The sequence below is a fragment of the Clostridium gasigenes genome (assembly GCF_900104115.1).
GTDB classification, from domain to species: Bacteria; Bacillota; Clostridia; order Clostridiales; family Clostridiaceae; genus Clostridium; species Clostridium gasigenes.
On sequence record NZ_FNJM01000009.1, the window covers coordinates 110,175 to 123,075 of the forward strand.

The 12,901-nt window shown below is 30.0% G+C and carries 11 protein-coding genes; 8 read left to right on the forward strand and 3 right to left on the reverse strand.

What is annotated here, in order from left to right; all coding sequences use genetic code 11:
- The first annotated feature begins 558 nt into the window (after positions 1-558).
- From BLS77_RS13955 to hydF, 4 genes are all read left to right on the forward strand, one after another.
- Positions 559-807 (forward strand): TM1266 family iron-only hydrogenase system putative regulator, encoded by a 249-nt coding sequence (locus BLS77_RS13955; RefSeq protein ID WP_089971126.1) that lies wholly within the window; start codon positions 559-561, stop codon positions 805-807.
- A 77-nt stretch (positions 808-884) separates the two neighbouring features.
- The gene (gene hydE, locus BLS77_RS13960) at positions 885-1,985 is read left to right on the forward strand and encodes a [FeFe] hydrogenase H-cluster radical SAM maturase HydE (RefSeq protein ID WP_089971129.1); all 1,101 of its coding nucleotides are present in this window, start codon (positions 885-887) and stop codon (positions 1,983-1,985) included.
- Positions 1,986-2,094: 109 nt separating this feature from the next.
- A complete protein-coding gene (gene hydG / locus BLS77_RS13965) occupies positions 2,095-3,471 on the forward strand; it encodes a [FeFe] hydrogenase H-cluster radical SAM maturase HydG (protein WP_089971132.1) in 1,377 nt (458 codons plus the stop codon).
- Positions 3,472-3,479: 8 nt separating this feature from the next.
- Complete coding sequence (hydF, locus tag BLS77_RS13970; protein WP_089971134.1) at positions 3,480-4,664, forward strand: [FeFe] hydrogenase H-cluster maturation GTPase HydF; 1,185 nt, start codon at positions 3,480-3,482, stop codon at positions 4,662-4,664.
- Between the two features lie 105 nt (positions 4,665-4,769).
- Here the strand turns inward: hydF and BLS77_RS13975 are convergent, their stop codons facing one another.
- Complete coding sequence (locus BLS77_RS13975) at positions 4,770-5,795, reverse strand: lactonase family protein (protein ID WP_089971136.1); 1,026 nt, start codon at positions 5,793-5,795, stop codon at positions 4,770-4,772.
- A gap of 37 nt (positions 5,796-5,832) precedes the next feature.
- Entirely contained in the window at positions 5,833-7,569 is a 1,737-nt protein-coding gene (gene ade, locus BLS77_RS13980) for an adenine deaminase (protein WP_089971139.1), read from the reverse strand.
- A gap of 262 nt (positions 7,570-7,831) precedes the next feature.
- On the opposite strand from ade, the gene BLS77_RS19520 reads away from it, so the two are divergent.
- Together BLS77_RS19520 and metA are read left to right on the forward strand one after the other, a co-directional pair.
- Positions 7,832-9,946, forward strand: a complete 2,115-nt coding sequence (locus BLS77_RS19520) for a DNRLRE domain-containing protein (protein ID WP_139164845.1) — start codon at positions 7,832-7,834, stop codon at positions 9,944-9,946.
- 253 nt (positions 9,947-10,199) lie between these two features.
- Positions 10,200-11,132 (forward strand): homoserine O-acetyltransferase MetA, encoded by a 933-nt coding sequence (gene metA / locus BLS77_RS13990; protein WP_089971142.1) that lies wholly within the window; start codon positions 10,200-10,202, stop codon positions 11,130-11,132.
- A 219-nt stretch (positions 11,133-11,351) separates the two neighbouring features.
- Here the strand turns inward: metA and BLS77_RS13995 are convergent, their stop codons facing one another.
- On the reverse strand, positions 11,352-11,993 hold the full coding sequence (locus tag BLS77_RS13995; RefSeq protein ID WP_089971146.1) for an undecaprenyl diphosphate synthase family protein: 642 nt from the start codon (positions 11,991-11,993) through the stop codon (positions 11,352-11,354).
- Positions 11,994-12,149: 156 nt separating this feature from the next.
- On the opposite strand from BLS77_RS13995, the gene BLS77_RS14000 reads away from it, so the two are divergent.
- Both BLS77_RS14000 and BLS77_RS14005 read left to right on the forward strand, forming a co-directional pair.
- A complete protein-coding gene (locus tag BLS77_RS14000; RefSeq protein ID WP_089971148.1) occupies positions 12,150-12,545 on the forward strand; it encodes a DUF2871 domain-containing protein in 396 nt (131 codons plus the stop codon).
- A gap of 95 nt (positions 12,546-12,640) precedes the next feature.
- The coding region (locus tag BLS77_RS14005; RefSeq protein ID WP_139164846.1) for a transposase at positions 12,641-12,901 on the forward strand (261 nt) is incomplete at its 3' end.

The window sequence follows — 12,901 nt, forward strand, 5'->3', positions numbered from 1 at the left end:
ATTTTAAAAATGGTGTAATTTGACTGTAAGTGATATAATAAATAAATAGATATTTATTATTCAAATGTTTAGAGATTAATCTTTATATATTTGTTTAATAATACTTAGAAATTAATCTAACAGAAAAGATAAATTATTTTTAAATAACTAAATCTAATCTGAAAGAAAACTATGATAATAAGCAATTAGAGTTGAAACTATTATTTATTGAATAATGAAAGCATAATATTAATAAATGTTATATGCTTTAGGAATATTTAAAATAACAGTCAAAGGTGCTATTATATCAGATGGTTATTTTAGAATATACCGTAATTAGTATTTATAATATTTTAGGTTTACTATGGTTTAGTTATACAATGATGGCAGATTGTAATAAATTACTTTAATAGTGATTTGTTTAGATGTGCTGAATAAAAAGTCAATTTATAATAGAGTTTAAATCTAGCTTTCTATATATTAGAAGGCTAGGTTTTTTTTAGTTTAATTGAGGATTATTTTAAGTAAAGAAATCTTGTGTAGCAGAGCTACAGGGGATATAAAGAGGTGGATAATAAAATGAAAAAAATAGCAGTTGTAAGTGCAATATTAGAGGAACCAGAAAAATGCCAACAAGAGTTTAATGAAGTTGTTTCAACTTTTAGAGGAAGCATTAGAGGCCGTATGGGAATACCTTTTGAAGAAGGGGTATCAGTAATTTCAATAACGGTAATTGGAGATTTAGATGAAATAAATAGTCTTACAGGGAAACTTGGAAATATAGAAGGAGTAATGGTTAAAACAGCTATTAGTAAAAAAGAATTATAAGGGAACTTTAAAAAATAGAATGACATAGGGACTTATTATTTTTTTGAAGATACCTAAGATTAAAGGTAGGTTTTAGGATGATAAAAAAATATATAAACAAATTATATGAAACAAATAATACTACTGATGAAGAATTATTATATATTCTTGATAATTTAGATGTTGATAGTAAAGAGTATCTTGTGGAAAAATCTCATGCTACTAGAATGAGAACTTATGGAAATAAAGTGTATATGAGAGGTCTTATAGAATTTACTAATTATTGTGTTAAAAATTGTGAGTATTGTGGTATTAGAGTAAGTAATAAAAAAGCAGATAGATATAGATTAACAATAGAAGACATTATTGACTGTGCAGATATAGGAGACAGACTTGGATATAAAACTTATGTGCTTCAAGGTGGAGAAGATCCTTTTTTTACAGATGAAATAATGGTTGAAATTATTACTAAAATAAAAGATAAATATCCAAATAATGCAATAACACTTTCACTTGGAGAACGAAGTTATGAATCTTATGAAAAAATGTTTAAGGCTGGGGCTGATAGATATCTTTTAAGACATGAAACTGCAACTAAAGAACTTTATGAAAAGTTTCATCCTGGTGCAAGTTTTGAAAATCGAAGAGAGTGTTTATGGAATTTAAAGAAAATAGGATTCCAAATAGGTCCAGGATTTATGGTTGGATTACCAGGGCAAACAAATAAAGATTTAGTTAATGATCTTAGGTTTGTAAAAGATTTAGAGCCACAAATGTGTGGAATAGGACCATTTATACCACATAAGGATACAAACCTTGCAAATGAAATTGGTGGTAGTGTAGATAAAACAACTACAATGCTAGCATTAATAAGACTTATGAATCCAGATGTGCTACTTCCATCTACTACAGCACTTGGAAGCATAGATACACAGGGGAGAGAAAAGGGAATAAAGGCAGGTGGAAATGTTGTTATGCCAAATCTTTCGCCAACAAGTGTTAGGGAAAAATATTCATTATATGATGGAAAAATATGTACAGGTGATGAAGCCGCTGAATGTAGATTATGCATAGAAAATAGAATTAAAGGTGCAGGGTTTGAAGTGGAAATTACAAGAGGGGATAACATAGCTTGGCAAACTAAAAAAGTTATTAAAAATGATGTTAAAAGGACATTTACTTTAGAGGGTGATTATTAGAGTATAGTATATAAAAAGCAAATAATAATTTGGAAAACATTTATATGAAAATCAAATTAGAATATTTAAAGTATATTCTAAAATATAATAATTAAAAGGCGGTATGGGTATGTTTATAGATCACAAATATATTGAAGAGGTTTTAGAAAGTTCAAAAAATGCAACAAAAGAAGAAATTCAAGAGGTATTAAATAGAGCAAAAAAAAGCAAAGGATTATCTCACAAGGATATAGCAATTTTACTTGAAACTGATAATGAAGAGCAACTATCAGAAATGTATAAAATAGCTGGGGAGATAAAAGAATCTATTTATGGTAAAAGAATTGTTATGTTTGCTCCACTATATGTTAGTGATTATTGTGTGAACAATTGTGTTTATTGTGGATATAAAAACTGTAATACATTTAAAAGAAGAAGATTAACACAAGAAGAAGTTGCACAAGAAGTTAAAATATTAGAAAAAATGGGACATAAAAGATTGGCATTAGAACTTGGAGAAGATCCCGTAAATGCACCAATTGAGTATGTTTTAGAATGTTTAGATACAATTTATAAAACACAAAATAGAAATGGTGAAATTAGAAGAGTTAATGTTAATATAGCAGCAACAACTGTTGAAAATTATAAAAAGTTAAAGAAAGCTAATATCGGAACTTATATATTATTCCAAGAAACTTATAATAAACCAAGTTATGAAGCTATGCATCCAAAATCATTAAAAGGAGATTATAACTATCATTTAACAGCTTTTGATAGAGCAATGGAAGCTGGAGTTGATGATGTTGGAGCTGGTGTACTATTTGGGCTTGCAGATCCTAAATTCGAAGTTTTAGGATTAATGATGCACAACGAGCATTTAGAAAAGAAATTTGGAGTTGGATTCCATACAATTTCTATGCCAAGAATTAAACCAGCAGAGGGAATGACTTTAGAAAATTTTCCAAACCTTCTTACAGATGAAATGTTTAAGAAATTAGTAGCAATAATTAGAATAGCAGTGCCATTTACAGGGTTAATTATGTCTACAAGAGAAACTGCAGAAATTAGAAGAGAAGTATTAAAATATGGAGTTTCTCAAGTAAGTGCAGGTTCAAGCACTGGGGTAGGTGGATACACAGAAAGAGAAAAAGGTGGAAGCATAGAACAATTTATTACTTCAGATAGCAGATCAACTTTAGAAGTTTTAAAAGGATTACTTGATGATGGATACATTCCAAGTTATTGCACTGCTTGTTACAGAAAAGGAAGAACTGGTGAAAGATTTATGAAGCTTGCAAAATCAGGTGAAATACAAAATGTATGTGAGCCTAATGCAATGATGACATTAATGGAATTTGCTTTAGATTATGGTGACAAAGAAATTTTAGAAAAGGCAGAAGCCTTAGTCAAAAAGGAATCAGAAAGAATTAAAAGAGATGATATAAAAATACTTCTTAAAAATAATATAGAAAAACTTAAAAAAGGTGAAAGAGATTTATATCTTTAGGAGGAGTCATGAATAGTACACCAAACTCAAATAGAAAACATATAGCCATATATGGAAAAACAAATGCAGGTAAATCATCTTTAATTAACTGCATTTTAAATCAAGAAGTGTCCTTAGTTTCAAAAACTCGTGGTACAACAACAGATCCAGTTTCAAAGGCTATGGAGTTAATCCCAGTTGGACCAGTTTTGTTTATTGATACTGCAGGGCTTGATGATAAAAGCAAACTTGGTGAAATAAGAGTTAAGAAAACCTTAGAGGTATTAAAGAAGACTGATATCGGATTATATGTAATGGATATTAATGATTTAGATATAGAAAATTATAATGAAATAAAATTAAGATTTAAGAAGTATAATATTCCATATATTACTGTAATTAATAAGGTAGATACAGCTAGTGTAGAAGAGCTTAATAAAGTAAAAGAAATTTTAAAAAATGTAATATTTTTATCATCTAGAACAGGTGAGGGAATAGAAAAGTTAAAGGAAGAACTAATTAAGAAAATAGAACTAGAAGAGGAGGATTCCCCTCTAGTTGGAGATTTACTACCTTATAACAGTAAGGTTATTTTAGTTGTGCCAATAGATTCTGAAGCTCCAAAGGGAAGATTAATTTTGCCACAAGTTCAATGTATAAGAGATTGTTTAGATCATGGGATAAAAAGCTATGTTGTGAGAGATACAGAACTAGAATCAGCATTAGAAGAAATTAAAGATGTGGATTTAGTAATAACAGATTCACAAGCTTTTAAAAATGTAGATAAGATAGTTCCGCGAAACATTAAACTAACAAGTTTCTCAATATTATTTGCAAGGCAAAAAGGTGATTTAGACTCATTTGTGCAAGGTGCAAAGAAAATTGAAGAGTTAAATAAAGATTCTAAAATATTAATTTCAGAAAGCTGTTCACATAATATTTCCCATGAAGATATAGGAAGATTTAAAATACCAAAAATGCTTAATAAATATGTAGGTGCAGAATTAAACTATGAATTTAGAGTAGGGAGTGATTTCCCTGAAGATATAAAAAAATATGATTTAATTATTCATTGTGGGGCCTGTATGATAAATAGAAAAACAGTGATAAATAGAATAAACTACTGCAAAGAAAATAATGTGGCAATAACAAACTATGGAGTAGTTATTGCATATTTAACAGGGATACTGAAGAGAACATTAAGTATTTATTAGTAGTAAAAAGCTATCTAAGTTATGCAGTTTTCAAATTTAGATAGCTTTTATTTATATTAAATTTGTGAAAAGATAACCATATAAATAGATTAAATATAAGGAGAATTATAAAAAAGTTATACATACTGGTGTAGGAACATTAATGTTTTTCTGAACAAGTGATAATGTTCCATTAAGAATATCTCTCTTATAAACAGTTAGATTATTAGTTAGTTCATTACAAATTACAATGAAATCTTCATTTGGAGTTAAATTAAAATCTCTAGGACCATCACCATAAGTTCTATAAATATTAATTAAGGTTAAATTACCAGTAGAGTTGCATATTGAATAAACTACAAGTGAATTATCCCCTCTATTTGAACCATAAAGAAATTTACCATCTGAACTTATGCGAATAGCAGCGGCTGAATTAATACCATTAAAGTTTTCAGGAACTGTAGATATATAATTTAATATATTAAATCCTAAAATTGAGTCATAAGATAAAATAACTATTTCAGATGAGGATTCACATATTAAATAAGCAAATTTTCCATTTGGATGAAATACTATATGTCTTGGACCAGATCCCTTTTTAACTTTTAAAATTAATCTATTACCTATAAACCCTTGATTATAATTATATAAAATAACTTCATCATGTCCTAAATCAACAGCACATAAATATTTTTTATCAGGAGTTAAATCTACAAAATGTATATGAGATTTATCCTTGTGAATAATTTCGGAAATAATATTATTAAGTTCACCGGTTTCTTTTAAGCTATAGGAAATTATATTTTTTTCATGATAATTACCTGAAAATACAGTGTTATTTATATTATCTAAACTCACGTAACAAGGTGGCTTTCCTGAGGAAGAGGATGAGTTTAAATAGGTAAGAGTAAAATCATCATTAATATTAAAAGAAGCCACACCACCACATATGTTATTATTTTCATCATTTAACTTTATAACAGAATATAACTTTCTAGTGTTACTGTTAATTGTTAAGTAGGTTGGGTTTTCAATTTTAGAAGCTAAGCTGATATTAGAAATTAGTCCTGTAGTATTATCTAAGGAAAAATTATATATACCTTCACTTTCGCCTTTAGTATAAGTTCCAATATATCCTCTATAAGTATTCATAATATAATATCACTCCTATGGTTAAAATTTAGGTGAATTATTCTGCAACAGGTATAAACTCAAATTTAATTACATCAAACAAACCTTTATCTGTAATTTTAATAGTGGGAATTACAGGTAGTGATAGGAATGATAACGTTAAAAATGGATTAAAGTTTATAGTAGGTGCAATTTTATTTACAGCTAAGTTAAGGTTGTTAATATCTTTTATAACATCTTCAGATTTACGTGAGGTAATTAAACCAGCAATTTCAAGCGAAATAGAAGCTAATATAGTTTTGTTTTTTACAACTATAATGCCACCTTTTATTTTTTTAAGTTCTTCAACTGCAAATAGCATATCTGAATCTGTAGAGCCACAAACTATCATATTATGAGAATCATGAGCAATGGTTGTAGCAATCGCGCCTTCTTTTATATTTAAACCTTTAAGAATGCCAAGCCCCATGTTGCCAGTAGCATTATGTCTTTCAATTACAGCTACTTTTAATAAATCTAAGGTCGTAGATGATGTAAACTCATCATTAATAGCAACTTCGTTAATATTAATCCTTAAGTGATTACTTTCAAGCTTGTTTGGAATAATTTCAATTACATTTAAGATAGATTTATCTTTAATATCTATTTTAAAGCTTTCTTTTGATAGAGGAGGAAGATTAATACTATTTTTTATATTTATTATTACAGAATCTTTCTCATCAATATTTATAAGTTTATTTTCTTTAACTACAAGATTACCATTTTTATAAACAGAATTTATTTTAAAAGTATTTAATTCATCTAAAATTAGGAAATCGGCTATATATCCAGGGGCTATTGCACCTTTATGTTTTAAACCATAACATTCAGCAGTATTTAAAGTGGACATTTGAATAGCTGTTTCTGGTTTCAAACCATATTCTATTACCATTTTTATCGAATTATCTATGCTTCCATTTTCAATTAAATCATCAATATGCTTATCATCGGTACATAAACAAACACGTCTACTATTAGCAATTGAAGTGGCTTTTATTAATTCTTTAAGATTTTTAGCTACAGTACCTTCACGTATTAAAACATACATACCACGTCTTATTCTATCTATGACTTCATCTGCATTATGACATTCGTGATCTGTTGTTATATTAGCAGTAGTATATGCGTTTAACATTATTTTATCAAAACCGGCGCCATGTCCATCTATAATTAATCCTTTAGATCTAGCATCCCAGATTTTATTTATCATCTTTTCATCACAATTTAAAACAGAAGGAAAATTCATTACTTCAGCAAGTCCAAGTACTTTTTGATTAGTATAAAGAGGAGATAAATCTTCGCTTTCTAGTACTGCACCGCTACTTTCAAATGAAGTTGCAGGAACGCAAGATGGTAACATAAAGTAAAAATCAAAGGGTATGTTTTCACTTAATTTAAACATAAGCTCTATACCAGCTATCCCTAAAACATTAGCGATCTCATGAGGGTCAGTAATTATTGAAGTTATTCCATGAATAAGTGCAGCCTTATAATATTCCTTTGGAGTTGTTAATGAAGATTCAATATGGGCATGTCCATCAATAAGTCCAGGACAAATATACTTTCCTGTTCCATCAATAGTAAAAGTACCATTATATTCACCAATACCAACAATATATCCATGCTTAATAGCTACATCAGAAATAAAAGAATCATTTTGAAATACATCTATAATAGTTACATTTTTAATGACTAAGTCACAAGTTTCAGTTTTTGAAGCTGCTTTAATTTGTTCTATAAAATTAATTTTATCCATTATAAAACCACCTTTAAACCAATTAACCTTTGTGAATTAAGATTTAATAGTAATATATTATACCAAGGTTATTGTTATTCATTATATTTAATAAGAAGTATAGTGTCAAATAGACTATTATTAAGATATTTAAAAATGTGTGACTAAAAATTAGTTAATTAATTTTAATATATAATAGTCGTAATATAATATATTATGAACATATTGAGGCACATATTAATATTATATAAGTATAAATATAATATTAAGGCGGTGGTTTGGGTTGGACGATAGTATTAAGATAAAGGCTACGCATAGTAGTTATGTAACTAGTTTAGAACCTTATAAAAATTTCTCAGACTCAGTAGATTTATTTGCGGGAGTTAGATTAACAAATCGTTATGAGTTTGATATATATAAAACTTTAATAAGATTTGATGTGTCAGAAATAAAATATAAAATAATTAAATCTGCATATTTGTATCTATTTGTAAAGGAAGTTATATCAAATAGTAATTGTTATGAGAGTAATTTTATAGTTAAAAGAAATATTAAAGGACTTGATGCAAATAGTGTTACTTTAAGTAACATACATGAAATTGATTATAATAAGTCATCTAAGTTTATGGTAAACCAATCCTATAGTGGGAGATATATAAAAATAGATATAAGTAATATTGTTAATAAATGGGAAGAGGGCGAAGAGAATTATGGAATAATAATAGAAGGTGTAAATAAAGAGTTATTCTGTAAATTTAGCTCTATAAATGTTATTAACCCACCTTATTTAATTGTTTCATATAGAGATAATTGTCACAATGATTGCAATGATGATTGTCATGATGAGTGTCATGATAAATGTCATGATGATTGTCATGATAAATGTCATGATGATTGTCATGATAAATGTCATGATAAATGTCATGATAAATGTCATGATAAATGTCATGATAAATGTCATGATAATTGTTGTTGTTGTTGTGTAGGTCGTAGAGGAAGGAAAGGAGCAACTGGAAGAACCGGAGCAACTGGAGCAACAGGAGCAACAGGAGCAACAGGAGGAACTGGGGCAACTGGAGCAACTGGAAGAACCGGAGTAACTGGAGCAACTGGAGTAACCGGAGGAACTGGAGCAACTGGAGTAACCGGAGTAACCGGAGTAACCGGAGTAACTGGCGCAACAGGCGCAACAGGAGCGACTGGACCTTGTTGTACTGGAGCAACAGGAGCAACTGGAGCAACAGGAGCAACTGGAGTAACTGGGGCAACTGGGGCAACTGGAGCAACTGGAGTAACAGGAGCAACTGGAGTAACAGGTGAAACTGGAGCAACTGGAGCAACTGGAGCAACTGGGGCAACTGGGGCAACAGGAGTAACAGGAACAACAGGAGCAACTGGAGCAACTGGAGTAACAGGTGAAACTGGAGCAACAGGAGCAACTGGAGCAACTGGAGCAACTGGGGCAACTGGAGCAACCGGAGCAACTGGAGCAACAGGCGCAACTGGAACAACGGGGGAAACTGGAGCAACAGGCGCAACAGGAGCAACTGGAACAACTGGAGAAACTGGAGCAACTGGAACAACTGGAGCAACTGGAACAACAGGAGAAACTGGAACAACAGGAGCAACAGGCGCAACTGGAACAACAGGAGAAACTGGGGCAACAGGAGCAACAGGAGTAACTGGAGCAACTGGAGCAACTGGAGCAACTGGAGCAACTGGGGGAACTGGGGGAACTGGGGGAACTGGGGCAACAGGAGCAACAGGAGCAACAGGAGTAACAGGAGTAACAGGAGTAACTGGAGTAACTGGAGTAACAGGAACAACTGGAGCAACTGGTCCTTGTTGTACTGGAGCAACAGGAGCGACTGGTCCTTGTGGTGAAGAAGGTTGTCTTGACGGTATGAATTCAGCATTAATACAAGTTATTGGAGTAACTGGTATAGAATTAGCAACAGTAAATACAACTATAGGATCGGTAGGGGGACCAAATGATGTAATTAAATGTATAAATGATTTTACTGTTGTTTTAGCAGATGCTCAAGGAGATTTTAGTCTATATCCTATATGTAGTCTTTCAGGATTTAGAGTTGATACTACAACACCAGTATCTATTCCTACTGGATGTAATATTCCTAATACTTGTAGCCGATGTGCAAATACTGTTAAAAATTCTTTATGTAACCTACAAACATTTATTCCTACTACAGCAATAGATATAGATGTAGAAGGTAATGGATTTTCTTTAACAGATGTGGTTATAGAGACTGTTGGGCAATCTGTAGTAAGCGTTACAAAAGGTGGAAACAGATTTGTTCTTGGTATGTGTTATATAGATCAAATATCAGGTATTCCATCAACTTATACAGGTGCATGTTATACAGGAGCAAACGTATAAAAACTATATTGTTATAGTTTTTATAATAGACAAATAATTTTAAATTAGAATATGTTTTAAAAGAACTTTAGCATTGGGTAAACCTTAAAGTATACTCTTTGCTAAGGTTTTTTGTTTTAGTAAGATATTTTTAAATTATCAAGTCTAAGTACTTTGTATATATTATTTAATATTTTTTTATAACCTAAAATTATATTGATGTTTAAAATTAAACCAATTTATGGTTTAATTAGTTTATAAGGGGATGGTATAATTGCCAATTAAGATTCCAGTTGAATTACCAGCTTTTAAGGTTTTGTCTAGTGAAAATATATTTGTTATGAATATGGAAAGAGCTAAGACTCAAGACATTAGACCTTTAAAAATAGCTATAGTAAATTTAATGCCAAAAAAGATTCAGGCAGAAAATGAACTTTTAAGATACTTATCAAATACTCCAATACAAGTAGAGGTAAAGCTGATACAAACTAAAAGTTATACTTCTCAAAACACATCTCTTTTGCATTTAAAAAAATTCTACAATTATTTTGATGATATAAAAGGGGAAAAGTTCGATGGGTTAATAATTACAGGGGCACCAGTAGAACAAATGAATTTTGACGAAGTATTATATTGGGATGAACTTAAAGAAATAATGGAATGGAGTAAAGAAAATGTATTTTCAACATTACATATTTGTTGGGGCGCTCAAGCTGCATTATATTATCATTATGGAATTGAAAAATACCCACTAAAAGAAAAGATGTTTGGAGTATTTCCTCATTGGGTAAATAATCCTAATGCTGACATTACAAGAGGGTTAGATGATATATTTTATGCGCCACACTCAAGGCATACAGAAGTTAAAAGAGAAGACATAGAAAAGGTAGAAGGATTAGAAATATTATCAGAGTCAGAAGATGCAGGAGTATTTATTGTAGCAACAAAAGAAAGAAGACAAATATTTATTACTGGTCACCTAGAATATGATAGAAATACATTAAGGGATGAATATCTAAGGGATATCGAAAAAGGATTGAAAATAAATGTTCCTAAAAATTATTTTCCAAATGACAATTCAGATTGTACACCAATGGTAAGATGGCGTGGAAGTGCTAACATAGTTTTTGGAAATTGGTTAAATTATTGTGTTTATCAAAACACTCCATTTAATATTAATGATATAAAAAATATGACTTTAATATAATTCATTTAGCTTATGAAGTTGACTAAGCCAATAAGTTACAAAGATGACTTAGGTACATGAAAATAAATAACAAGTCAGGATGAAACATATATTTTGCATCAGATAAGGAGACCGGTTCCTTTGATAATGTGTACTATAGGCAGATCTGGTCAACAAAGTATGATGCAAAATAGCATACTGACTTGATATTTATTTGAATGTTTACTATATAAAAAAAGGTTAGCCACCAAGAGTTACATCTTGTTTATCATACCAATTTATTGCATCGTAAAAGTGTTTTTCAATAAAATCAGGCCAAAGATCTTCTATAATATAAAAATCAGAGTACACAGATTGAACAGGTAAAAAACCACTTAATCTTCTTCGACCACCCCAACGTATAATTAAGTCTATACGAGAAATATCGCTAGACATAATATTATTTGTGATATTTTTTCTTTTAGAATCAGAAGATTTTAAAGCATTTAAATCCCATTCCCATCCATAATTTACTAAAAAATTAACTTTAATTCCACCTTTTCCAAAGACCCTGCGAGTGGTATATGGAAGTAATTCTTTTGGAAAAACAGGAGATTCACTATCTCCCATTACAAGTATTTCAGAATCTTCCTTTTCTATTAATTTAACCGCATCAATACACGCCTTGATAAAGGCCTCTTTTTGAACTGTAGGACGTTTAGCATTATCGGTTGTAAAACCATAGTAGGTTAATTCTTCTACATTTTCTTTTTGGCATAGCTTGAAAACTAGAAGTCCAGGATCTATACCAGATGCATACCCCATATCTTTAGAGAAACCTTGCCCAAGTGCCCATCGTCTATTGCCATCAGGGATTATACCTATATGTTTTGGTACTCTCATAAAAATCTCCTCCTTAAAAGTATTCTTATTAAAGTATTACCTATAGATAATCTTTAAATACAATAAATATAATAAAATAATAATTGATTTAAAAAGAAATAAGATATAGAATGAATAATAAATATCAAAAGATAATAATTAGTGGATGAAAACATAATGAAAAAATATTTAAATTTATCAATGTTCTATTTAGTTTTAGGATTAGTTTTAGGAGTTTTTTATAGAGAATTTACTAAGATTAATGGATTTGAGGGACAAACAGTTCTAGGAGCGGTACATTCACATGTTTTAGTGTTAGGATTTTTATTTTTCTTAATAGTTTTATTATTAGAAAAGAATTTCAAAATATCAGAGGTAAAACACTTTGGAAAATGGTTGATATTCCACAATGTTGCATTAATATATATGTTATCAACATTAGTAGCAAGAGGTATTTTACAAGTAACTGGTAAAGATTTTTCAGGACTTAGCCATATTGCTGGTTTATCACATGCTATATTTGGAATTTCTTTAGTTTGGTTTATGGTAATTCTAAAAAAGTCAATTAAATAAAGCATTTAAAAAAATAAGGCTATTGCAAAATAATGATATGATACCTCCAAAGTAGACATGGTAAATAACCAAAATCTACTTTGGAGGTATTTTTTATGGGACGAAAATATAAGTATACTCCCGAAGATAAAATTCAAGCAGTTGAGGATTATCTATCGGGTATCAAGGGCATCTATCAAATATGTACAGAATTAGGGATTCGTTATAGTTGCAATAGAGGCGGTATCATACGTAACTGGGCTAAGAAATATCAAGAATTCGGAGAATCAGTGTTTTATCATAAACCACATAATAAATCTTATTCTTCAGCATTAAAACTTAAAGCAATTGAGGAATATTTTTATGGAAAGTTATCT